Source organism: Ideonella alba (genome assembly GCF_018069875.1).
Classification (GTDB): Bacteria; Pseudomonadota; Gammaproteobacteria; order Burkholderiales; family Burkholderiaceae_C; genus Ideonella; species Ideonella alba.
The window spans coordinates 51469-75293 of record NZ_JAGQDF010000005.1 but is presented as its reverse complement, the minus strand read 5'-3'; the positions used below and the strand labels follow the sequence as shown (position 1 = coordinate 75293).

The 23825-nt window shown below is 70.4% G+C and carries 20 protein-coding genes; 5 read left to right on the top strand and 15 right to left on the bottom strand.

Going from position 1 to position 23825, the window contains the following annotated elements:
- Positions 1-16: 16 nt before the first annotated feature.
- The 10 genes from KAK07_RS09885 to imuA form a co-directional block, all read right to left on the bottom strand.
- Complete coding sequence (locus KAK07_RS09885) at positions 17-844, bottom strand: carbohydrate ABC transporter permease (RefSeq protein ID WP_210855468.1); 828 nt, start codon at positions 842-844, stop codon at positions 17-19.
- A gap of 3 nt (positions 845-847) precedes the next feature.
- Positions 848-1783, bottom strand: coding sequence for a carbohydrate ABC transporter permease (locus KAK07_RS09880; protein WP_310738642.1), 936 nt, complete (start codon positions 1781-1783; stop codon positions 848-850).
- Positions 1780-3054, bottom strand: a complete 1275-nt coding sequence (locus KAK07_RS09875) for an ABC transporter substrate-binding protein (protein WP_210860537.1) — start codon at positions 3052-3054, stop codon at positions 1780-1782. The genes KAK07_RS09880 and KAK07_RS09875 overlap by 4 nt, the downstream gene beginning before the upstream one ends.
- Positions 3051-4145 (bottom strand): ABC transporter ATP-binding protein, encoded by a 1095-nt coding sequence (locus KAK07_RS09870; RefSeq protein ID WP_210860535.1) that lies wholly within the window; start codon positions 4143-4145, stop codon positions 3051-3053. The genes KAK07_RS09875 and KAK07_RS09870 overlap by 4 nt, the downstream gene beginning before the upstream one ends.
- Before the next feature lie 127 nt (positions 4146-4272).
- Positions 4273-6807, bottom strand: a complete 2535-nt coding sequence (locus KAK07_RS09865; protein ID WP_210855462.1) for a TonB-dependent receptor — start codon at positions 6805-6807, stop codon at positions 4273-4275.
- Positions 6808-7185: 378 nt separating this feature from the next.
- On the bottom strand, positions 7186-8202 hold the full coding sequence (locus tag KAK07_RS09860; protein ID WP_210860533.1) for a Gfo/Idh/MocA family protein: 1017 nt from the start codon (positions 8200-8202) through the stop codon (positions 7186-7188).
- A 17-nt stretch (positions 8203-8219) separates the two neighbouring features.
- Entirely contained in the window at positions 8220-8954 is a 735-nt protein-coding gene (locus KAK07_RS09855) for a 2OG-Fe dioxygenase family protein (RefSeq protein ID WP_210855457.1), read from the bottom strand.
- Entirely contained in the window at positions 8951-10642 is a 1692-nt protein-coding gene (locus KAK07_RS09850; protein WP_247661226.1) for a phosphoethanolamine transferase, read from the bottom strand. Before KAK07_RS09850 ends, KAK07_RS09855 begins: the two co-directional genes overlap by 4 nt.
- 52 nt (positions 10643-10694) lie before the next feature.
- Complete coding sequence (locus KAK07_RS09845; RefSeq protein ID WP_210860532.1) at positions 10695-12263, bottom strand: Y-family DNA polymerase; 1569 nt, start codon at positions 12261-12263, stop codon at positions 10695-10697.
- A 10-nt stretch (positions 12264-12273) separates the two neighbouring features.
- A complete protein-coding gene (gene imuA / locus KAK07_RS09840; protein ID WP_310740718.1) occupies positions 12274-13125 on the bottom strand; it encodes a translesion DNA synthesis-associated protein ImuA in 852 nt (283 codons plus the stop codon).
- A gap of 215 nt (positions 13126-13340) precedes the next feature.
- Here imuA and KAK07_RS09835 point away from each other — a divergent pair, with 215 nt between their 5' ends.
- The 5 genes from KAK07_RS09835 to KAK07_RS09815 all read left to right on the top strand — a co-directional run bounded on the left by KAK07_RS09835 (position 13341) and on the right by KAK07_RS09815 (position 17752).
- Positions 13341-13817, top strand: a complete 477-nt coding sequence (locus KAK07_RS09835; protein ID WP_210803797.1) for a 4Fe-4S dicluster domain-containing protein — start codon at positions 13341-13343, stop codon at positions 13815-13817.
- Positions 13818-13842: 25 nt separating this feature from the next.
- Entirely contained in the window at positions 13843-15690 is a 1848-nt protein-coding gene (locus tag KAK07_RS09830) for an aldehyde ferredoxin oxidoreductase family protein (RefSeq protein ID WP_210855452.1), read from the top strand.
- A gap of 67 nt (positions 15691-15757) precedes the next feature.
- Positions 15758-17128, top strand: coding sequence for an NAD(P)/FAD-dependent oxidoreductase (locus KAK07_RS09825; protein WP_210860530.1), 1371 nt, complete (start codon positions 15758-15760; stop codon positions 17126-17128).
- A gap of 56 nt (positions 17129-17184) precedes the next feature.
- Positions 17185-17439 (top strand): sulfur carrier protein ThiS, encoded by a 255-nt coding sequence (thiS, locus tag KAK07_RS09820; RefSeq protein ID WP_210855448.1) that lies wholly within the window; start codon positions 17185-17187, stop codon positions 17437-17439.
- Between the two features lie 7 nt (positions 17440-17446).
- The gene (locus tag KAK07_RS09815; protein WP_210860528.1) at positions 17447-17752 is read left to right on the top strand and encodes a hypothetical protein; all 306 of its coding nucleotides are present in this window, start codon (positions 17447-17449) and stop codon (positions 17750-17752) included.
- A gap of 22 nt (positions 17753-17774) precedes the next feature.
- On the opposite strand, the gene KAK07_RS09810 is transcribed toward KAK07_RS09815, so the two are convergent.
- The 5 genes from KAK07_RS09810 to KAK07_RS09790 form a co-directional block, all read right to left on the bottom strand.
- Complete coding sequence (locus tag KAK07_RS09810) at positions 17775-18176, bottom strand: c-type cytochrome (RefSeq protein WP_210856993.1); 402 nt, start codon at positions 18174-18176, stop codon at positions 17775-17777.
- 2 nt (positions 18177-18178) lie between these two features.
- Positions 18179-19012 (bottom strand): quinoprotein dehydrogenase-associated putative ABC transporter substrate-binding protein, encoded by an 834-nt coding sequence (locus tag KAK07_RS09805; protein WP_247661361.1) that lies wholly within the window; start codon positions 19010-19012, stop codon positions 18179-18181.
- Positions 19009-20760 carry a PQQ-dependent dehydrogenase, methanol/ethanol family gene (locus KAK07_RS09800; RefSeq protein ID WP_210856992.1) on the bottom strand — a complete coding sequence of 584 codons (1752 nt, stop codon included), beginning with the start codon at positions 20758-20760 and terminating at the stop codon, positions 19009-19011. Before KAK07_RS09800 ends, KAK07_RS09805 begins: the two co-directional genes overlap by 4 nt.
- A gap of 136 nt (positions 20761-20896) precedes the next feature.
- Positions 20897-22408 (bottom strand): VWA domain-containing protein, encoded by a 1512-nt coding sequence (locus KAK07_RS09795; RefSeq protein ID WP_210860525.1) that lies wholly within the window; start codon positions 22406-22408, stop codon positions 20897-20899.
- Positions 22405-23796, bottom strand: coding sequence for an AAA family ATPase (locus KAK07_RS09790; protein WP_210860524.1), 1392 nt, complete (start codon positions 23794-23796; stop codon positions 22405-22407). The genes KAK07_RS09795 and KAK07_RS09790 overlap by 4 nt, the downstream gene beginning before the upstream one ends.
- Positions 23797-23825 lie beyond the last annotated feature (29 nt).

Below are 23825 nucleotides of genomic sequence, written 5' to 3'. Positions count from 1 at the left end.
CGGGGACGGCCCGCGCTCATCCCTTCACTGCGCCGGCCGTCAGGCCGGAGACGATCCGGCGCTGGAACACCAGCACCAGCGCGACCACCGGCAAGGTCACCACGACGGACGCCGCCATGATGTGGCCCCAGGGCAGCTCGTACTGGCTGGCACCGCTGATCAGGCCGATGGCCACGGGAATCGTGCGCTGCTCGGTGCTCAAGGTGAAGGTGAGTGCGAACAGGAACTCGTTCCAGGCGGTGATGAAGGCCAGCAGGCCGGTGGTCACCACCGCCGGGCCCAGCAGCGGCAGGTAGATGCGGGTGATGAGGGTCAGGGGCGTGGCACCGTCCATCAACGCGGCTTCTTCCAGCTCCTTGGGCAGGTCGCGCATGAAGGTGGTCAGGACCCAGACCGTGAACGGCAGGGAGAAGATCATGTAGGACAGCGTCAGCGAGAGCAGGTTGTTGTACAGACCCAGCGCGCGGATCAGCTCGAACATGCCCGAGAGCACGGCCACCTGCGGAAACATCGACACGCCCAGGATGGTCACCAGCAGCGTGGAACGCCCGGCGAAGCGAACCCGCCCGAGCGGATAGGCCGCCAGCACGCCCAAGCCCAACGACAGAGCGACCACCGACACCGACACCAGCACCGAGTTGAGGATGTTGGTGCCGAAGGCCTGTTCGCGGAACACGGTGGCGTAGTTCTCCCAGTGCCAGTCCCGGATCAGGACATCGACACGGAACAGCGCCGAACCCGGTTTCAGCGACGTGACGACCGCGTAGTAGAAAGGGAAGACGGAGTACACGACCATCACCCCGACCAGCAGCCAGAACCCCAGACGTCCCCAATGGCGATGCATGGTTCAGTCCTCCTCGCCCAGACGCACGCGGCCCAGCGTCAGGTAGACGCCAACGCAGCCGGCGATCAGCATGAACAGCATCGTCGACGCCGCCGATCCATAGCCCACATCCTGGAAGTCGACCAACTGCTGCCGGGCGTAGATCGACATCGACATCGTGCTCTGGCCGTTCGCGCTCAGCACATAGATCACGTCGAACACCCGCAGCGCATCCAGCAGTCGGAAGATCACCGCCACCATCAGTGCCGGCCGGATGAGCGGCAGGGTGACCTTCCAGAACACGGTCCAGGCCGGCACGCCGTCCACCCGGGCCGCCTCGTAACAGTCGGTGGGCAGCATTTGCAGCGCGGCCAGCACCATCAGCGCCATGAACGGCGTGGTCTTCCACACATCGACCAGCACGATGGCCACCATCGACAGGCTGGGGTCTGCCGTCCAGGCCAGCGGCTGATCGATCAGTCCCACGGCCAGCAGGCCCTGGTTGATCACGCCGAACTGGTCGTTGAGCATCCAGCCCCAGATGCGCGCCGACACGATGGTCGGCACCGCCCAGGGAATCAGCACGGCCGCGCGCACCCAGGCGCGCCCCGGGAACTGCGCATGCAGCACCAGCGCGAACACGGTGCCCAGCACGGTCTCAATGGCCACCGACAGCGCCGCGAAGCGGAAGGTGTTCCACACCGCATGCCACCAGTCAGGGTCGGCCAACAGTCCGATCCACTGGCCCTCATCGCGCGACAGGTAGTTGTCCAGCCCGATGAAACTGACCTGGGACAGATCCGTCAGGCTGGCATCGGTCAGGCTGAACCAGACGCTGCGCGCCAGCGGCCAACCCGCCACCACCAGCAGGACCAGCAGCATCGGACTGAGCAGCCACCAGGCCATGCGCGTGCGCTGGCGGGCGATGCTCACCCTCGGTGTCTGAGGACGTGCGTTCACCACTGGCCTCCGCGGCGCAGTCGGCGCAGCTTGTTGTCCAGCACCTGCAGCCGCTCGTCGGCGTCGGACTCGCCGGTCAGCACCGAATGCACGGCATTCGAGAACTCGATGCTCACCCGGTTGTACTTGGCCCCGGTGGCCGTCGAAGGTCGGGCCACCGCGCTGAGCAAGGTGTCCCTGAGTGTGGCCAGATAGGGCGCGGTGGCCAGCACCTCCGGGTCACCGTACAGGCCCGGCAGCGTCGGACTGTAGGAGCCCTGGATGGCGCGGCGCTTCTGTTCGGCGGCACTGGTCAGGTGCAGAACCAGGTCGATGGCCAGGTCGCTGTGGCGCGAGTACTTGTTGACCACCAGCAGGCTGCCGGCGAGCGTGGCAGTCGATCGACCTCCGGCGCCAGCGGGCAGCGCTGCCACGCCCACGAGGTGGCGCACCGAACTGCCTGGGTCATTGACCAGCGACCAGGCGTAGGGCCAGTTGCGCATGAACGCGGCATTGCCCGACTGGAAAACGCCACGCGCCTCTTCCTCGGTGTAGTTGAGCACGCCCTTGGGCGTGATCGTGCCCACCCAGCCGGCCGCCTCGCGCAGGGCCTTCGCGGCTGCGGGGTTGTTGATCGTGATCCGACCGCCCTCGTCCACCACACTGCCGCCACCCTGACTCGCCACCCACTCCAGCGCATTGCAGGTCAGGCCTTCATAGGCACGCCCCTGCCAGACGAAGCCCCAGAACTTGTCCGCGCCCCGCCGGCGCTCGCCAGCCTGAATGGTCTGAGCGGCCTGTCGCAGCTCGGCCCAGGTGCGCGGCACGGCCAGGCCGTAGCGCTGCAGCAGGTCCTTGCGGTAGTACAGCACACCCGCATCACCGAACCACGGCATGCCCAGCAACTGTCCTCCGACCGTGGCACTTTGAACCATGGCCGGGAAGTGTTGCGCCGTGCGGTCGGCGGCTGCTGGCCCCAAGGCCTGCAGGTGCCGCGCCAGGATGCCGGTCCAGGCGATGTCGATCTGGAACACGTCGATATCGGCCGCGCCTGCCGCCAGCAGTTGCTGGGTCAGCGTGAGGGTGTCGGAACCGGGCATGGTCACCAGCTTGACGCTGTGACCCGTGCGTGCAGACCAGGACTCGGTGCCCTCGCGACACAGCGCCAACTCGCGGCCGGTGGAGCCGCAGGTGATGGTCACGGTGGCGGCTTGCGCCGCGCCCATGATCGCCAGCACCGCCCCTGCGGCACAGACCAGTTGACGCAGCGTGGCCAGGGACAGCAGGGTCATGCGCCCACCTCGGGTCGCAGGTTCCGGCCATCGTCCGCGAAGACCTGCAGGCGCTGGGACGGCAGGCGCAGCCACAGACGCTGGCCGCGGACGACGGCGGATTCGGCGTCCAGTCGCGCCACCAGCAAGGCCTGTGCGTCGTCGCCGATGTCGAGGTGTGCGAAGGTCTCGTTGCCCAGGTGCTCGATGACCTCCACACGGCCGGGAACGGCACCCGACGTATCGTCGGCCAGCTCGATGTGCTCCGGCCGGATGCCCAGCGTCACCGCAGCCGCTGGTGCCAAGCCCGGCAGCGCGATGCCAGCGACCTCGATTCCACCGTTCGCCAGCACGAACCGGCCGGGCTCGTGCCCGGCGCGCGCCGGCAGGAAGTTCATCCGCGGCGAGCCGATGAAACCGGCGACGAACAGGTTGCGCGGGTGGTGGTAGAGGCTCAAGGGCGTGCCCACCTGCTCGATGCGGCCCTGGTTGATCACCACGATGCGGTCGGCCAGGGTCATCGCCTCGACCTGGTCATGGGTCACGTAGACCATGGTGGCCTGCATCTCGGCGTGCAGCCGCGCCAGCTCGATGCGCATCTGTACCCGCAGCGCCGCGTCCAGGTTGGACAGCGGCTCGTCGAACAGGAACACCTGCGGCCGCCGCACGATGGCGCGGCCGATCGCCACGCGCTGGCGCTGGCCGCCCGACAGGGCCTTGGGCAGACGCTCCAGCAGCGGTCCCAGCTGCAGGATCTCAGCCGCCTGGGTGACGCGTCGGTGCAACTCGGCCCGCTCGGTCCCGGCCAGGCTCAGCCCGAAGGCCATGTTCTGGTAGACCGTCATATGCGGGTACAGCGCGTACGACTGGAACACCATGGCCACCCCGCGCTGCGGCGGCGGCAGGTGCGTGACATCGCGCCCGCCGATGGTCAGCCGCCCGTCACTGATCTCCTCGAGGCCGGCGACCATGCGCAGCAGCGTCGACTTGCCGCAGCCCGACGGACCAACGAAGACGACGAACTCGCCGCTGTCGATGTCCAGGTCGACGCCGTGGATGGTGTCAAGGGCGCCGTAGCGTTTGCGGATGCCCTGAAGGCTCAGTGAGGCCATGCTGCTGGAGACGAGGGCGGTCGATGTTGGTGTGTTGGGACAGGACAGGCCGGAGGCCTCAACGATCGGCCCGGTCGACCTCTGGGTCGACCGGGCTTTCCCTGGGGCTGCTGGCCCTGCCCTTCGATCAGAACTTGAACTCGACGCTGGCCCGAACGTGGCGGCCGAAGATCGGACGACCCTGGAAGGCCGCCTCCTGGCCGCCCTGGATCACGCCAGCCCGCGGGTTGCCTTCGGTCACGCCAACCGTGTTGAACAGGTTGGTCACCAGCAGTTGCACGCGGGTCTGCGGATTGATCGCCGCCGCGAAGCCCAGGTCCAGTTCACCGTAGGCCGGCAGGGCCACGGTGTTGGCGACGTCGGCATACCGCTGACCGGTGTAGCGGTAGTCGGCGAACAGGTCGTAGGCCTTGTTGTCGCCGAAGTGCACCGCCGGTCGGATCGAGGCCTGCAGCTTGGGCTGGCGCACGATCTGGTTGCCGGTGAAATCGAACGATGTGCCATCCGGGTTGTTGCCGGCAAAGCCGCTGTACTTCAGGTCCTGGTAGACGCCACTGAGCGCGATATCAAACGTGCTGTTGGGTCGCCAGACGAACTCGGCTTCCAGGCCCATCGACTTGGCCGCTGCCTTGGCCGACTGCGTGACCTGCTGGCCATTGACCGTCGACGTGGTGTTGAAGGACAGGTTGGGGAAGTTGTTGTAGTAGGCGGTGACGAAGGCGGAGTACTCGCGGGTGGCGTACTTGAAGCCCAGTTCGAACATGCCGATGTTCTTCTCGATCGGCGTGCAGCAGTTGAACCACTGCGCGAACTCCGGCGTGATGCGGAAGCTCTTGCCGGCACGGGCGAAGACCGAGACCTGCGGGCTGAACTCGTAGTTCGCGCCCAGCGACCAGGCCAGTTCCTTGGCCGAGAAGCTGTAGGGCTTGTACTCCCCGGTGAACACGGCCACGCTGTCATCGGCCACGGTGTTCGGGTCGCCCAGGTCCTTGTTGGTGGTCTGCGCGATCAGGCCGTTCTTCTTGACCGTGTGGTAGCGGATGCCGCCGTCGATGCGCAGCGGCTTGGACACCTGCCAGTTATCGGTGACGTAGTAGTCCAGGTTGGTCACGTGGTCGTGGAACTCCTGCAGGTTGGTGTGCAGGTTCAGCAGACCGCCACGCGTGCGCGAGGTGGTGACGTTGCCCGCGGCATCCAGGCCGACCACGGTGAGCAGGCGGGGGCGATTGACCGCTTCGGTCAGCACATCGCTCCAGTTCCAGTTCTGCTGCTGGTCGAACTGGCTGTAGTACACGCCGGCCACGACCTCGTGCGTGCCCATGGCGGTCTCGATGTCCTTCTTAAGGCTCAGGTCGTTGACGATGTTGTCCAGGGCCACCTTGGTGTTCCACAGGCCCTCGGTCACCGCCAGACCATTGCCGATCTGCGAGGCGCTGAGGTTGCGGCCGTCGCCACCCACCACGCGGTAGGCGGCGGAGACGGTGTTGGGGTTGGCCGCCTTGAGGCGGGTCAGCGCGTTGTCGAGGAAGGTCTGGGCGTTGTCGACGCCGTTGCTGAACAGGCCGTTGAAGTCGATGCTGCCGGTGGTGCGGCGGAACTTGTTGTAGACCGTGACCGAGTCGGACAGGCTCTTCTCGAAGAGCGCGGTGAAGGTGTTGGTGTCGGTGTGGATGCCATCCTTCAGGTTGTAGGGGGTGTTGAACGCACCCTGCCCGTCAGGGATCTGCATCGCGCTGAACGCACTGGAGACCAGGGTGCCGTCGCCAGCCGACAGGCCCGGCAAGCCCTTGCTGGGCGAGGCCATCGGCATCGCCGTGTAGAAGATGTTGCGGTCGTCGAGCTTTTTGTAGCCCAGGTAGATCTGACCGTCGTCGAGCTTGTAGGTCAGGCCGCCGCGGAACTGGCCGCCCTTGTTGCCGCTGAAGCCGGGGTCGCGCAGGCCGTTGTCGACCCGCTGGAAGCCGCCAATCTGGAACAGCAGCTTGTCATTGATCGGGCCGGACAGGTTGAAATCGGTGCGGAGGTGGTCGTAGTCGCCCACCTCCAGTTTCACCAGCCCCTCCAGCGTGTCGGTGCCCTTCTTGGAGATCACGTTGACCGAGCCGCCAGGCGCATTGTTCGCCAGGATGGACGCGGTGCCGCCACGGGTGATCTGCACGCTCTTGGTGGTTGCATCGAGCCGGAAGAACGCGTCGGCGTTGGTGAAGGCACCGGCGCCCTCCTCCCACACCGGCAGGCCATCCTCCAGCAGCGGCAGGTAGCGGTAGTTGTCGTTCGGCAGGCCGCGCGAGTAGACGTTGTTGCCGACCTCGCCGCCCGAGCTCTCGGTGAAGATGCCAGGGGTCTGGGTGATCAGCGCGGCCATGCTCAGCGGCGCCTTGCGGGCCAGATCCTTCTCGGAGAAGGTGCTGATGGAGTAGGAGGTCTTGAACTTGGTGATGTCGGCGCCGCGTCCGGTGACGATGACCTTGTTGAGTTCCAGCATGTCCGCTGCCGACGCACCGGCGTCGCCGGCCGGCGCGGGGGATGCCTTGGCGGCGTCCGTGGCGGTGGACTCGGCGGCGGGCGCAGCCTGGGCCTGGGCCTGCTGGGCGCAGAGGCTGAGCACGGCGATGGTGGCCGCCACGGCCACCGGCGTGAGCCGAGCTTGAGGGTGTTTCATCGTCATCTCCAGTGCTTGTGTTGTTCGGGGCAGGGTCGGTTGGGCCAGGGCCATCGCGTCGCGGGTGTCGCGTCGCTGGGCGCCAGTGTGCCAGTTGTGCAAACCTTTGCACATAGGGTTTGCCCGGAAGTTCCCTGCCTTCGAGCGCTACGTGAGTCAGCGCCTGGAGGTCTGTTGGATAGCGAAATGCATCAATACTTCATAGGTGTTCAGGGCTGATGCATGTCGCTGGGCACCGACCTCTGCCACCGGCGGCACGGGACTGGCACCGGAAGTCGCGGTCGGACTCGACGAACGAAAGTGCAATTGTTTGCACGCAGCGCGCCTGAGCGATCGCCTCAAGCGCATGGGGCACAGCTCAGTGAACGGCGTCCCCCATCATTCAAACGGGTAGCGCACCCCCAGCCGGCCGCGGAACTCGTCCATGCAGGCCAGGGTGGCCAGGGTCTCGGCCAGCGGCATCTGCGGCGACTCGGTCAAGCCGGCGCGGATGCAGCGCATCGCCTCGGCGACTTCGTACTCGAAGCCGTTGAGCGCAAAGGGCCGGTCGTGGACCTCGGGCGCCTGGCCGGCCCGCGTCAGCACGGCCCGCGTGCCTTCCCAGAAGTGCTGCGGCACCAGGATCGAGCCCTGTGAGCCGAACAGCGCCAGGCTGTTCTCGGCAGCGCCGTCGAAACCGCAGACGAACTGGGCCTGGATGGCGCCGGGAAAACGCAGCGTGGCCGTGACCCGCGCATCCACCCCGGTGGCCGCCAGCACGCCGTCCACCGCCAGGTCCAGCGGGTCGCTGGCCTGCCCCGTGGCGGCGGCCACGGCCCAGCGCGACATCGACAGGTTGTAGATGCCGATGTCCAGCAGCGCACCACCGGCCAGCGCCGGGTTGAACAGCCGGCTCTCGGGCCCTGCGTCGGCGGGGAAGCAGAAGCTGGACTGGATGGTCTGCAGCCGACCGATCGCCCCCTCGGCCAGCCACTGGCCGATGAGCTCGTAGACCGGCAGGAAGCGCGTCCACAGCGCCTCCATCAGGAAGACCTGCCGCTGCTGCGCCAGCGCGACCAGTTCGCGGCCCAGCGCCCCGTGCGGCACCAGCGGCTTCTCGCACAGCACCGGCACGCCGGCCAGCAGGCAGGCGCGGACCCAGTCGCCATGCGCGCTGTGCGGGGTGGCGATGTAGACCGCGTCGATGCGGCCCGCACCCAGCAGCGCGGACAGGCTGTCGGCCACGCGCGGCGCCGGTTTGCCGCTCACCTGCCAGCGCGCGGCAAAGGCCGCGGCGCTCGCCGGCTGGCGGCCCAGCACCGCGGCCAGGTGCGCCTGCGGCAGGCGCTGCACGGCATCGGCAAAGCGGTGGGCGATGCCGCCCGGTCCGATCAGTCCCCAGGCGAAATCACTCATGGTCGTCCTGAGCGGGCTCAGGGTCCCTGGAAGCCGTTCGCCCGGAAGGTCAGCACCAGCGTGTCGCGGTGGCCATGGCCACCGGGCTCGGCGGGCTGGATGGGCGTGGACTCGTGGATCACGCGCTCGTCGTCGAGCAGCAGCGTGCTCCAGGGCTGGCTCAGCGTGAAGCGCTGGCCCTCGCGGCCCTGGGCGGCGAAGACGCGGGTCTCGGCGCCCTTGATGCCCTGGCGGGCCACCAGCGTGACGGTGACCAGGTCGACGCCGTCGCGGTGCGCGCCCTCGGGCGTGGGGCGGCCGATGCCATCGGTGGTGTCGATGCGGAACGGATGCGCCTCGACATACCAGCGCCGGGCGCCCTTCAGGGCCGAGGCGCGCGCGGCCATCGCCACCAGCCAGCGGTTCCACAGCGGATGCGCCAGCAGCGCCGGCTCGATCGGCTCGAAGTGGCGCTCGATGCCGCCGTGCAGCGCGTTGTACTCGACCGGCTGCCAGTGCGGCCGGTGCGGCGCCAGCGTGAGCTGCTCGCCCTCGACGATGAAGCAGCCGTGGCGGCGGTAGCGGTAGCGGCCGCCGTCCTTCAGGTAGCGGTCGGGGGGCAGGCGGTCCCAGAAGGGCAGCCAGGCATCGAGTGCGGTGGACGGGCAGCCCAGCAGGTGGCCGGCGCCGTCGGCGTCCAGCACGCCAAAGCCCTGGGCGGCGAGCGTGGCGTCGATCTGCGGGGCGGGGGTGACGGGGGGCTGCAGCATCATCGACGGCACGGGGCGAACAGGTCCATCGCGGGCTCGCGCACCGCGGTCTTCACGTCCATCAGGCCCAGCAGGCTGTGGAACAGGTGGTCGTGCGAGGCGGGCTGGGCAGCACGCGCCTGCACGCAGCCGAGGTCGAGGCGGCGGCTGTCGGCGAAGCCCGGCGAGAACCAGGCCACCATCGGCACCTGGGTCTGCTCCTTGGGGGCGATGGCGTAGGGCACGCCGTGCAGGAACAGGCGGTTCTCACCCAGCGATTCGCCATGGTCGGACACGTAGATCAGCGCGGTGTCGTAGCGGTCCTGGCGCGCCTTGAGCCAGTCGATGGTGCGGGCCAGCACGTGGTCGGTGTAGAGCAGCGCGTTGTCGTAGGTGTTGACGATCTGCGGGATCTCGCACTGGCGCAGGTCGGGCGTGTCGCAGGTGGGCTCGAAGCGGCGGAAGCTCGCCGGGTAGCGCTTGTAGTAGGCCGGGCCATGGTTGCCCAGCATGTGCAGCACGACCACGCGGCTGTCGGTCACGGCCTTGGGCAGGCCCTGCGCGGCACTGGCGGCGGTGGCGGAGGCGGCCACCAGCGGCGCATCCAGGTCGCGCAGCAGTGCCTCGTCCAGGCAGCGTTCGCCATCGCACAGGGCGCTGGCGGTGGTGGCCAGGCGCTCGTTGGGCAGGCCATCGCAGACGCCCTTGCAGCCCGACTGGTTGTCGCGCCAGAAGGTGCCCAGGCCGGCATGGTCCAGCACGTGCAGCAGGCCCTGGCTGCCGCGAATGCGGTCCTCGTCGTACTGGCGCCGGCCCCAGGGCGAGAACAGGCAGGGCACCGAGGTCTCGGTGTTGGTGCCGCAGGCGCTGACGTCCTTGAAGTTGATCAGGCCCGGCACCTCGGCCAGTTGCGGCGTGGTCTGACGTGCGTAGCCCGACAGGCCCCAGTTGGCGGCGCGGGCGGTCTCGCCCAGCACGAAGACGAACAGCGTGGGCTTGCTGCGCGCAGCCCAGGCCGCGCCGGGGCGGGCGTCGGTGCCCAGGGGCTCGCGCGGCTTGGCGGCGCTGCGGGTGTCGGCCACGGCCACGCGGCCCAGTGAGTACAGGTAGTTGGCCGGGGTGATCAGGTAGCGCAGTTCCTTGCGGTTGCGCATCAGGCTGCCGAAGTCCTGGAACACGGCCATCACCGCGCCCACGCCCAGCGCCGCTGCCAGCAGCAGCCAGCCGATGCGCCGCGCCAGCGCGCCCGGCCAGCGGCGCCGCCGGATCGGCACCCACCACAGCAGCAGCAGCGGCAGCACGGCGTAGAACAGCAGGTGCGGCGCCATGCTCCAGGTGAACAGCTCGCTGGCTTCCTTGACGTCGGTGCGCAGCACGTTACGCAGCATGGACGGGTCGAGGTAGACGTTGAACTTCTGCGTGTAGTGCACCGCGAAGGCGGTGGCCACCAGCAGCAGGCCCAGCAGCGGCTTGGCCCAGGCGCGGTGCAGCACCAGGCCCAGCAGCAGGAAGTGCACGGCCACCAGGGCCACGAACAGCGCGCCGGCAAACAGCCAGGTGGCCGGGGCGGTGGCGTCACGGCCGCTCAGCACCTCGTGCCAGAAGCTCAGGTTGCAGGCCAGCGCAAACCACAGGCTGGCCACCAGGGCCAGGGTGTCGGTACTGGGGGCGCCGCGCTGGTCGGCGGCGGGGCTCATCAATGGGCGGGACATGGCGCCGGATTGTCGCCGCTGTCTCGCCCGTCGACTGAAGCGGGGCTGAGGGTCAGGCAAAACGACCGTGCAGGAACCAACCCGGCTGGCCGGCCGGCGGCGCCGGGCGCAAGCGGTAGATCCACAGCAGCGCCTGCTGCGGTGTCTGGGCGATGAAGTAGTCGCGCGCCACCGGCGCGCCGTCCCACCAGCCGGACTCGATGCGCTCTGGGCCAGCCAGCAGGCGCAGCGGCTGGCCGTCCAGCCAGGGGCGGGCCTGCTGCTCGGGCAGGGGCAGCGGCTGCGGCAGCAGCCAGGCGGGTCGTGTGAGGCGGGCGGCGGGCGGCGGCGGGGCGCTGCGGGCGCGCTCCCAGGCCGGCAGGGGTTCGGTGGCGCTGGCCTGCTCGGGGCGGTGCTCGGCACGCGGCGCCAGCCGGCCTACGCTGTGCTCGCCCAGGCGCGCCTGCAGGCGCTCGAGCAGGCGCACCAGGCCCTCGCCGCTGGCGCCGGGCTCGTCGAACAGCGCGGCGGGCGGCCCGGGGCTGCGCACCGGGTCGTCGCAGCGCAGCGTCAGGCCCAGCACCGGCGCGGCCAGCGGCTCGCGCGCCAGGCGCTCGCGCAGCAAGGCGCGCCAGTGGGCGGGATCGGCCGAGGGCTCGGCCAGCGCCAGCGTGAAGGGGCTGGTGTGGGCGCCAGCCTCGCCGGCCGGGCCGGCGCGCAGGCGGGTTTCGTGGTGGAAGACCAGCATGAAGCGCCCCACCCGCGCCTGCAGCGCGCGCGCCCAGGTGGCCAGGCGGCCCAGCAGCAGCGTGGCGGCTTCGAGCAGGCGATCGGCGTCATCGGTGCGGCCGGGCAGCTCCAGGTGTTCGGCAAAGCGCTCGGGCGGCTGCAGCGGCTCGCGCGGGTCGGGGCGGGTGCCCCAGGCGCGGTCCAGCGCCTCCAGCGGCGCTAGGCCGAAGCGGCGCGCCAGGCCAGCGCGCGGCTGGCGCCGCCAGTCGGCCAGCGTGGCCAGACCCAGGGTCTGCAGCGCCTCGGCCTGGGCCGGGCTGTCGGCCAGCGCGCTGGCGGGCAGGGCGTCCAGGCGCTGCTGCAGCGCGGCCCAGGCCGGATCGCGCGAGTGGCCACCGCCGGGCGGTGGCGGCGGCGCCAGCACCGCGTGGGTCAGCGCCGCGGGAGCGGTGTCATCGGGCGCCCAGCGGGCCAGCCAGGCGGCGCCCTGGGCGCTGGGCGCCCAGGCCAGTTGCAGCGGTTGCGCCAGCGGGGCCAGCGCGGCCAGCAGCTGCTCGCGCAGCGCCGCCAGACCGCCGAAGCAGCGCAGGCTGGGCTGCAGCTCGGCCAGCAGGGCCTGGGGCGGGCACAGCACGACGCTGGGCGTGAAGACCATCAGGCGGTGTGCGGCATCGTGCAGCGCGCGGGCATCGCGGGCGTCGTCGGCCGCGCCCAGCTGCAGCGTGGGACACAGCGCCAGCGCGGTGGCGCGCTTCATGCCCGGTGCCAGGCCCAGCGCCCGGGCGGCGGCATTGACCGCCAGCAGCCGGTGCTGGCCGATCAGCGCCAGCGGTTCGGCCGCGGCGGCGGGTCCGCGCTCGGCGGCCAGCGACGCCAATGACAGCACCGGCAGGTGCACCCCCAGCCACAGCATGCCTGGGCCCTCATCGGTCGCTGGCAGGGGCGCCCAGCCGGGCCAGCCAGGGTGCGCTGCCCGGCACCGCCGCCAGACCGGGCCCGGCCCGCTCCGGCAGCGCCGGCTGCGGCTGGCGGGCCGGGGCGGGCCAGGGCTGGTTGGCGCGCTGGCGCGCCCGCGCCGACAGCACCGGCGGCAGCGCCAGCCGCAGCGGCTGCTCGCGCAGCGGGCCGCGGCGCTTGAGCAGGCGCAGCGACAGTTCATCCGGGCCGCTGCAGCTCAGCAGCAGGCGCAGCGGCGCCGGGCTGGGGCGTTCGGCCGCGGCGGGTTCGCGCAGCAGGAAGGCGGGGCCGGGATGGGCCTGGGCGGCCAGTTGCAGGCGGCGCAGCACCTCGGGGCGGGCGGCGGCGCCAGGCCAGGCCAGCAGCGCACCCAGCTGGCCGCTGCGCAGCGCCTGCTCCATCGCCCAGCAGACCTCGACCGGCGCGCCCTGGTGGCGCCGCACCGCGGCCCGCGCCGCCGGCCGGGCTGTCTGGCGCGCCCGCACGACGATGCACAGCGCCGGCGGCAGGCCCAGTTCGGACAGGGCCTGGGCGGACAGCTCGGCGGGTGGATCGAACAGCATCAGGCTGCGGCCGGCCGCCGCCTGGCGGGCCAGCGCCGGCGCCAGCAGGCGCCACTCGCCCAGGCCGGGGCCGGCCAGCAGCAGCTCGGTCAGCGCCCGGTGCGGCCAGCCGCCGCCGGGCAGTTCGGCATCCAGGGCCGCGAACCCGCTGGGGGTGGTGTCACCCGCGGCACCGCCGCCGCCCGGGCGGGCGCGCCAGAGCGCCGGGTGCAGCGCAGCCGGGTCGGCCAGGGGTGAAACATCCAGCGAATCCACTGGATATTTATACAGTATTCACCCCCTCGCCGGCAAGGCGTCGGCGCGTGACGTACCAGACTGGCACACCTGCCTCAGATACCCGCACAGGATTTCGGGTTACCCCGGGGTAGGCGTTGGCAGAGGCTATGCAGATCATTGCATAGCCCGAGGTCAGGCGCTGAACGCCTATGCCCGGCTCACGAACTTCACAAGGACCGACGCGGAGACCCTCCATGCAGAAGAGCCTTCACATCAACCCGGACAAGTGCACGGGTTGCCGGCAGTGCGAAATGGCCTGCTCTTACGAGAACTACGGCGTGTTCGCCACCGCCCGCTCGCGCATCCGCGTGTTCGACTTCCACGAGACCGGTCGCAAGGTGCCCTACACCTGCACCCAGTGCGATGAGGCCTGGTGCCTGCACGCCTGCCCGGTCGAGGCGATCACGGTGGACAAGGCCACCGGCGCCAAGGTGGTGGCCGAGAGCACCTGCGTGGGCTGCAAGGTCTGCACGATCAGCTGCCCCTTCGGCACCGTCAACTACGTCCAGGAAACCGGCAAGGTGCAGAAGTGCGACCTGTGCGGCGGCGAGCCGGCCTGTGCCGACGCCTGCCCCACCGGCGCGATCACCTATGTCGACGCCAACTGGACCGGCATCGACAAGATGCAGGCCTGGGCGAACAAGCTGGGCAACCAACAGGCCGCGGCCTGACCACAGGCAACAAGGAGCATCACACATGTCCTGGGCTGGAAAAATCCTCCGCGTCAACCTGACCACCGGCGCCGTCACCTCCGAGCCGCTGCGCATGGACTGGGCCAAGGAGTACCTGGGCTCGCGCGGCTTGGCCTCCAAGTACCTGACCAGCGAGATCTCGCCGAAGGTCGATCCGCTGTCGCCTGACAACAAGATCATCTGGGCCACCGGCCCGCTGACAGGCACGATGGCCTCCACCGGCGGCCGCTACACCGTCGTCACCAAGGGCCCGCTGACCGGCGCCATCGCCTGCTCCAACTCGGGCGGCTACTGGGGCGCCGAGCTGAAGATGGCCGGCTGGGACATGGTCATTTTTGAGGGCAAGTCGCCCAAGCCGGTGTACCTGTCGATCGTCGATGACGTGGCCGAGCTGAAGGATGCCTCGCACCTGTGGGGCAAGTCGGTCTGGGAGACCGAGGCCACGATCCACAAGACCCACCAGGACCCGCTGGTGCGCGTCTCCTCGATCGGCCTGGCCGGCGAGAACCAGGTGCTGTTCGCCGCCGTGGTGAACGACCTGCACCGTGCCGCCGGCCGCTCGGGCGTGGGCGCCGTGATGGGCAGCAAGAACCTCAAGGCCGTGGTGGTGCGTGGCACCAAGGGCGTGGGCAACCTGGCCGACGCCAAGGAGTTCTTCAAGGTCACCGCCGAGAAGAAGAAGATCCTGCACGACAACGCCGTCACCGGCCAGGGCCTGCCGACCTACGGCACCCAGGTGCTGATGAACGTCATCAACGAGGTCGGCGCGCTGCCCACCCGCAACTTCCAGGACGTGCAGTTCGAAGGCGCGAAGGACATCTCCGCCGAAGCCATGGCCACGCCGCGCGCCAGCGACGGCAAGCCGCACCTGGTGACCAACCAGGCCTGCTTCGGCTGCACCATCGCCTGCGGCCGCATCAGCAAGATCGACAAGGGCCACTTCACCGTCGAGAACAAGCCGCAGTACTGGGGCGCCTCGGGCGGCCTGGAGTACGAAGCGGCCTGGGCCCTGGGCGCCGCCAACGGCGTCAACGACCTGGAAGCGCTGCAGTACGCCAACGTGCTGTGCAACGAGCAGGGCATGGACCCGATCACCTTCGGCGCCACCGTCGGCGCGGTGATGGAGCTCTACCAGATGGGCGTGCTCACCCAGGAGCAACTGGGCATCGACGCCAAGTTCGGCTCGGCCCAGGCGCTGGCCTACTTCGCCGAGATCACCGCCAAGGGCGAAGGCTTCGGCAAGGAGATCGGCCAGGGCTCCAAGCGCCTGTGCGAGAAGTACGGCCACCCCGAGCTGAGCATGAGCGTCAAGGGCCAGGAGTTCCCGGCCTATGACGGCCGCGGCATCCAGGGCATGGGCCTGACCTACGCCACCTCCAACCGCGGCGCCTGCCACCTGCGCAGCTACACCGTGGCCTCCGAGGTGCTGGGCATCCCCGTCAAGACCGATCCGCTGACGGCCGACGGCAAGCCCGAACTGGTCATCGCCTTCCAGGACGCCACCGCCGCGTTTGACGCCGCCGGCATCTGCATCTTCACCAGCTTCGCCTGGGGTCTGGCCGATGTCGCGCCGCAGGTGGCTGCCGCCTGCGGTCCCGAGTTCACCCTCGAGAACATGGCCAAGATCGGCGAGCGGATCTGGAACATGGAGCGCGACTTCAACAACCAGGCCGGCTTCACCGCCAAGGACGACACGCTGCCCAAGCGCCTGCTCGAAGAGCCGGCCAAGACCGGCCCCGCCAAGGGCCTGGTCAGCAAGCTGCCCGAGATGCTGCCCAAGTACTACGAGCTGCGTGGCTGGGACAACAACGGCCAGCTGAAGCCCGAGACGCGCTCGCGCCTGGGCCTGTAAGTCCTCGGTCCACGATCCACCGGGCGGTTCTCGTGACCGCCCTTTTCATTCCTGCACCGCACGCACCATGAAGCACGTCATCCTCGGCGCCGGCCCGGCCGGCATCATCGCGGCCGAGACCCTGCGCAAGCAGGCCCCCCAGGACAGCGTCGTCGTCATCGGCGACGAGCCCGAGGCGCCCTACTCGCGCATGGCCATTCCCTACCTGCTGATCGGCAAGGTGGGCGAAGAAGGCACGCACCTGCGCCACACCACCGGCCACTTCGCGCAACTGGGCATCACGCTCAAGCGTGGCCAGGCCGCCAAGGTCGACGTCGCGGGCAAGGCGGTGGTGCTGGCCGACGGCAGCCGCGAGTCCTTCGACCGCCTGCTGATCGCCACCGGCTCCTCGCCCGCCACTGCGCCCATCCCGGGCATCAACGGCCCCGGCGTGCACAGCTGCTGGACCCTGGCCGATGCGCGCGCCATCATGGCCAGCGCCAAGCCGGGTGCGCGCGTGCTGCAGCTGGGTGCCGGCTTCATCGGCTGCATCATCATGGAAGCGCTGGCCACGCGTGGCGTGCAGCTCACCGTGGTGGAGATGGGCGACCGCATGGTGCCGCGCATGATGGGCCCCACTGCCGGCCGCATGATCAAGGAATGGGTCGAGCGCAAGGGCGTGAAGGTCTTCACCGGCGCCAAGGTCGAGGCGATCGAGCGCCCTGGCGCCGCCGCGGCCGCGCCAGCTGCCGAGCCCGGCCTGCTGGGCAAGATCGCCAACGCCTTCGGCCTGGGCAGCGCCCCGGCACCGGCGCCCGCGCCGGCGGGCGGCGCACCGATGCGGGTGAAGCTGTCCACCGGCCAGGTGCTGGAGGCCGACCTGGTCATCAGCGCCACCGGCGTGCGCCCGAACATCGGCTTCCTGCAGGACAGCGGCATCACCTGCCTGCAGGGTGTGCTGACCGACGAGCATCTGCAGACCAACGTGCCGGGCATCTACGCCGCCGGTGACTGCGCCGAGGCCTTCGACAAGGTCACCGGCCGCACCATCGTCAGCGCGATCCAGCCCAACGCGGCTGAACAAGCCCGCGTGGCCGCGCTCAACATGATCGGCCGCACGACCGAGCTCAAGGGCGTCACCCAGATCAACGTGCTCGACACGCTGGGCATGATCTCGGCCAGCTTCGGCAAGTGGGACGGTGTGGACGGTGGCGCGCATGTCGAGCAGACCGACGAGGCCGCCGGCCGCCACCTGAGCCTGCAGTTCGACGACGAGAAACTGATCGGCTGCAATGCCATCGGCTGGACCGAGCATGTCGGCGTGATGCGCGGCCTGGTCGAAGGCCAGGTCAAGCTGGGTGACTGGCGCGAGCGCCTGCTGAAGGAACCCACGCTGCTGATGGAAGCCTACCTGGCCTGCGCCCAGGCGCAGGGCGAACAGGCCCACGTCCGCGCCTGAGTTGCAAGGGCCCGCTCGTGCAAGGCCATGCGCCTTGCACGACACTGGGCATCGACATGCAGATCACCTTCAAGCTCTACGCCAGCCTGGCCCAGTACCTGCCGCATGATCGCCCACCGGGCAACGAAGTGCGGCTGGATGTGGCCGACGGCGCCAGCATCGCCCAGGTCATTGAACCCTTCGGTCTGCCGATGAAGCTGGTGCACCTGGTGCTGGTCAATGGCCGCTACGTCGCCCCCGAAGACCGCGCGACGCTCGCACTCGTCGAAGGCGACGTGCTGGCCATCTGGCCGCCGATAGCAGGCGGGTAGACCGCCCGTGTTCGACCCGTCCACCTACACCGAGGCCTTCGAGCGCCACCACGGCTGCACCGAATCCGAATGGCTGGGACAGCTGCCCGGCGCGGCGCAGCCGCACGCCGTGCAACTGGGCCAGGCCCAGGCCCGGGTGCTGATCGATGGCGGCACGCTGCAGATCGACTGGCAGGTGCTGCCGCCGCGGCGCATCGCGCTGATCCAGCTGCCGCAGATGCACGTGCGCTACCGCTTCGACGGGGTCAGCGCCGAGGCCCGCCAGCGCTTCATGAAGCGCTTCGACCTGTTCATGCAGAAGGGCGGCGGCTGACGCATCGCCGCCCCGCTGCGCGTCACTTCGGCGGCGTCTTCTTCCACCAGTCCTTGAAGGTCGGCTCGTTGGGCGTGCCGATCGACTGCAGGTAGGCGGTGATGTTGGCGATGTCGGTGTCGTTCACGTAGTCCCGGTAGGACCGCATGCCCTTGTCCTCGCCGCGCATCAGCACCTCGTGCACGTCATTGCGCTCGGCATGCACGATGTTGGGCCCCATGCCGCCGGTGGCGTACATGCCGTGGCAGCCGTAGCAGTTGAGTTTCAGGAAGAGCCGGCGGCCCTCGCCGGCCGCGTCCAGTTTCTGCGCCACGGGCGCGGTGGACGAGCTGATCGACAGGCCGGTGTCGGCGGCCAGGGACGAGGACACCGTGCCCAGCGAGGCGGCCAGCGCCAGCGCGGTCAGGATCAGAGTGCGTTGCATGGTCATTTCCCTTCGAGATGAGCCACTTGGAGGTCACCGCTGTCGACCAGCGGGACACCATATTCCTGCAGGATCCGGCGCACCTCGGCGGCGCGTCGGTCGAGCACCGACTGCAGGGTCTGCAGCAGTGCGGCGTCGCCGCGGCGCACGCCCAGCGACATCGGGTAGCGGAAGGCCAGATCGGGCTGGCGCGGGTCCGACAGCACCGGCGTGACCTGCAGCTTCGCGCCATGGCGCTGGGCGAAGAAGCCGGCGTACGGCCCCCACACCAGGGCCATGTCGATGCTGCCGTCGGCCACGGCGTCGACGAGGTGCGCCATCGGCGTCTCGTCCTCCTCCGGGCCCCACATCGGGAAGCCGCGCACCTGGGCCGCCAGGCCGCGCTGCGCCAGCGCCTGGACCGGGGGCGTGTTCGCGCCCTCGGCCCCCAGCACCTGCACGCCGATGCGCTGGCCGCGCAGCACCGGATCGTCAAAGCCCTGCGGCACGGCCTGGCCGGTTCGCGTGACGAAGACGAAGCTCGATGCGTAGTACGGTCGCCCGGTGAGCAGGCCCTGCAGCCCGGCCGGCACCCCGATCACCACATCGCACTCCCCGGCGTTCAGCGTGCGGCGCAGAAAGCCGCGCCGCTGCATGTTCCAGGTGAAGCGCAGCGTGGCGCCCAGGTCGTCGGCCAGCAGCCGGGCGATGCGGTTCTCGAAGCCCTCCTGCCGCTGGTTGGAGTAGGGCAGCGCGGCCGGGTCGGCGCACACCGCCAGCTCGCGCGGCGCATCCGCCGCACGCACCGGGATGAGCGCCAGGCACGACAGGCCCAGCCCGATCAGCAGGCGCTTCATGGCAGCTTGAAGACGTGCAGCATGCCGCTGGTGGCCGCCGCCGGCGTGGTCTTGCCGCGCGCCGTGGGCAGCTGGGCGATGGCGCCGGCCAGCGGCGAGCGCATGCCGTCGCCACCCTGCACACCGAAGCCGCCACCGGCCGGGCACGGACCGCCGGCGAAGCCGCCCGGCAGCCAGCCGATGCCGGTGTACACCGCCACCCGCTGCGTGCCGTCCGGCGCGCTGTAGGCGATCGGGCTGCCGATGATGCCGCACTCGAGTTGCTTGTCGAACACCACCTGGCCGTTGGTGGCGTTGAGCGCCTTGAAGTGGCCGTCCAGCGTGCCGTAGAAGACCAGGTTGCCGGCGGTGGCCATGACGCCGCTGTAGACCGGCAGCGTCTCGATCACGTTCCAGGCGCGCTGGCCGGTGGCCGCGTTCCAGGCCACCAGCTCGCCCATGTAGCCGCCCGGGGCCGGCTGGAAGGCGATGTCGGCGCCCATGAAGGGCGTGCCGGCGATGTAGATGGCCTTCAGCGGCTCCAGCGCATTGCAGAAGTTGATCGCCGGCACATAGAACAGGCCGGTCTGCGGCGAGTAGGCCGAGGGCTCCCAGTCCTTGCCGCCCAGCGGCGACGGGCAGATGCCGTTGGTGATCTCGCCCTGGTGCGGCTCCATGGCCTTCACCACCGCCGGGGCGCCGGTCTTCATGTTCACCTTCTCGGCCCAGGTCGTGTAGGCGAACTTCTCGGCCACCAGCACCTCGCCGGTGGCGCGGTCCATGGTGTAGGCGAAGCCGTTCTTGTTGAAGTGCACCAGCGCCTGGCGGGTCTTGCCCTTGATCGTCAGGTCGACCAGAATGCTCTCGTTGACCGCGTCGTAGTCCCAGCCGTCATGCGGCGTGAGCTGGTAGACCCAGGCAGCCTCGCCGGTGTCGGCATTGCGCGCGAAGATCGACGAGCCCCACTTGTTGTCGCCCTTGCGCATGTCGGGGTTCCAGACGCCGGGGTTGCCGGTGCCGTAGTACACCAGGTTCAGCGCCGGGTCGTAGCTGAACCAGGCCCAGGAGGTGCTGCCGCCCTGCTGCCAGGTGGTGCCCGGCCAGGTGGTGACGCCCAGGTCGACGCCGCGGTCCTTGGCATACCAGGGCTTGGTGTTGGCGCCGATCAGCACCTCGCTGTCGGGGCCGGTGCTGAAGGCCTTCCAGACCTGCTGGCCGTCGGACACGCGCAGCGCCTTGACCCAGCCGCGGATGCCCAGCTCGCCACCGGCGTTGCCGATGATGACCTTGTCCTTGGCGATGATGGGCGCGCCGGTCAGCGTCTCGCCGGTGGTGACGTCGCCGTGGCGGGCGCGCCAGACCTGCTGGCCGGTGCTGGCGTCCACCGCCACCGTGCTGTCGTCGAGCAGGTTGTAGATGATCTTGCCGTCCGCGTAGGCCGGTCCGCGGTTGACGGTATCGCAGCAGGCCACCCCGCGCGAATAGGCGTCCACCCGCGGGCTGAAGGTCCACTTCACCGTGCCCGGGTTGTTCAGGTCCAGCGCGATCAGCTTGTTCGGGTAGGGCGTGACGATGTACATCGTGCTGCCCACCACCAGCGGCTGGCCCTGGTGGCCGCCCTTGGTGCCAGTGGCCACGCTGAACTCCTCGACCAGCGTGCCGACGTTGCCGGCATGGATGGACGCCAGCTCGCTGTAGCGCATGGCCTGGGGGTTGCCGGCGGGCGTGGTCCACTCGTTGCCGGCGCCAGCGGCGAGGGCTGAGCCCATCGCCAAGAGGCCGGACAATCCGGCCAGGAATCGGTTCACCCTGCGCATGCGCGTCTCCTCGTTGCGGTGACTGGAGCCTTGATCATGTGCAATATGCACATTTATAGCCAGCCCCCTGAACGTGGGGGGTTGACGTTCAGCGTCCGGCGTGGCGGGCGGCGCGCGAGGACAGCGCGTTCGGGAAGTACAGCGCCGTCAGGCTCTTGCTGTGCACCGGCGAGTAGCCGCGGCCGTCGCCGCCCTCGGCCGCGTCGGCATAGCGGCGCCAGTCGCGCACCCAGTGGATGTCATCGCAGACTTCCAGCAGGCCCAGCGTCTCGCGGTCGCCGACCAGCACGCCCTGCACGCGCAGACCCAGCCGCGCGCGGGCCTCGTCCAGCCGCGCCAGCGTGGCCGGCACGCAGCCGAACTCACCGTCGCTGACCACCAGCACATCGGCGCTGCGCCAGCGTGCTTCATGGACCCGCTCGATCGCGCGCTCGATCGGCGTCTGCACATCGGTGCCACCGTCAAAGCCCTGCCCCATCAGGTCCAGCACTGCCTGCAGGCCCTGCCGGCCGGTGCCCAGTTCGCGCTCGACCAGCTCGCCCGGACCGCCAAAGGCGATCAGGCAGCAGCCGCGCCCGGCCTCGTGCGCAGCGCGCAGCGCGGCGATGACCACCGCCTTGGCGACGTTCTCGGGGGCGCCGCGCATCGAGCCCGAGGTGTCCAGGCACAGCACGATCGGCCCGCGCTCCAGCGCCTCGTCGCGCCGTGGCGGCGTGCTGGCCTGGGGGCGGCCGGCGGGGTCGGGGTGCCAGTCCATCAGCACCGCCTCGCTGTCCCAGCCCAGCAGGCGCGATTCGGCATGGCGGGCGCGCCAGAGGCGGCGCAGCACCGGGTGGCGCAGCATCACCGCCTCGCTGGCCAGCATGCGCTCGGGACGGCCGGTGAAATGGATGCCGGTGAGCTCACCTGGCGCATCGGGCAGGCGGGTCTCGACCGGACGCAGCGGCACTGGCGCCAGGTCGCCGGGCTCGGGCGGGGCGGCCTGGGGCAGCGGCTGCGCGCTGCGCTCGACGCGTCCCAGGCGACGGATCAACGCGGCCAGCTCGGGCAGCTGCTGCAGCCACTCGGCGGCCCGGCGTGCGGCCTGCCAGGGCCGGCCGCTGAGCTGGCCGCGCAGCTCGTCCCAGCGCAGCTGCGCCAGGTCGCCCAGGCCCTGCAGCAGCGCCAGCGACTCTTCCAGGCCCTGGGTCTCGAACTGCCAGGCCGCGGCGAACTCGGCGGCCACCTCGACGATGGCCTCGTCCCGCGTCAGCCGCGGCTGGTGGTCGGCGATGCGGTCCAGGTGCCACAGCACCGCGCGCAGCACCTGCTCGGCCAGCGAGGGCACGCCGCGGCCCATGGCCGGCAGCTTCAGCTCGCCCACCGCCTGGCGCAGCGCGGCCGCCGCCGCAGCATCGCCGAAATCCGCATCGGCCGGGGGCAGTTCGCCAGCAGTCAGCGACTGCAGCCAGCGCTGGGCGTCGCGCAGCCGCGCCGCGCGCTCGCCGGTGGCATTGACCAGGCTGCCCAGCCACACGCCGCGCGGCAAGGGCGCCAGCGCGTCATAGGGCCGGTCGAGGGGGCCGTGGCCACTGACGTCGCCACTGTGGCCCGCATTCACGCCGGCTCCAATTGCACCGGCGGCGGCGCCGGCTCGTTCAGGGTGTTATCCAGCGGCAGCGCAGCGAAACCATCGCGCACCGGCGTCAGCCGGGCCACCAGCGCGGCCAGCACGGCCTCGGTGTGGCGGTGGGCGTCCACCACCTGCTGCGCCAGCGCCGGTGGCCACCACAGGCGGCCGCGCAGGCGCTCGGCCAGCGCGTCAGAGGTGGCGGCGGCCGCAGCGCGCTGAGCCTGCAACTGGGCCAGCAATTCGTCGGCCTGGGCCACGCGTGCCGCCACGTGCACCGGGCTGTAGCGCCGGCGCAGCTGGGCCTCGAGCTGCTGCGACACCATGCGCAGCATGCCGTCCCCGTCATCGCCCTGCCCCATCCCGATCTGGCGCGCCAGCGCCAGCTTGCCCGCGGCGTCATCGGCCTCGGCGTCCTGGCGCGCGCTCATCTCCAGGTCCAGCTGACGCTCGAAAGCCTCGACCGCCCGGGTCAGCCAGGGCGCCTCCTGCGGCACCGCCTGCAGCCACTCGGCCTGGAACCACTGCGCCAGTGCGGCGGCCTGCGCCGGCTCGTCGGCAGCCACCAGCGGCGCGGTCCACAGGTCCAGGCCGTCGATCTGGCTGCGGCCCTCGGTGGCCGCGGCCACCCGCAGCAGGCCCACCCACTGGCGCCAGCGGCGGTCGCTCAGCGAGCGGCCCTGCGCCGCCAGCCAGGCGCGCAGCGCGGCCAGCGCCTGCACCGCCTCGTCGCCCAGCGACACCTGGGTGGCGGCGGCGCTCACCGCGGCCCGCTCGTCGGGGCTGATCGGCACCGGCCAGAGCGGCTCGGCGCCGTCCAGGCGCAGCAATGCAGCAAAGTGATCGTCCCCCACCGGCGTCACCGGCACGCGCAGCAGGAAGCGGTCATGGAAGGCGCGCAGCGCCTCGTCGGCCGGGCCTTCGTTGCTGGCCGCGACGACGCTGAGCAGCGGCGTGCGCTGGCGGCCGCTGCCGTTGTCGAACTCGCGCTCGTTGAGCAGGGTCAGCAGCGCGTTGAGGATGGCCGAGTTGGCCTTGAACACCTCGTCCAGGAAGGCCACGCCCGCGGTGGGCAGGAAGCCATCGACCAGGCGCTCGTAGCGGTCATCCTCCAGCGCCTTCAGCGACAGCGGGCCGAACAGCTCTTCGGGCGTGGAGAAGCGCGTCAGCAGGCGCTCGAAGTAGCGGGCGCCGCCAAAGGCCCGGTGCAGGCGGCGCGCCAGCTCGCTCTTGGCGGTGCCGGGCGGCCCCAGCAGCAGCACATGCTCGCCAGCCAGGGCCGCCAGCAGCGCGGCGCGCACGGCCAGGCTGCGCTCCAGCAGGCCGCTCTCCAGGGCCGACAGCCAGGCCTGCAGGCGTTCAGGGGTGGGCAGGGACATGGCAGGATTGTCGGTGGGCGTGAAGGGGG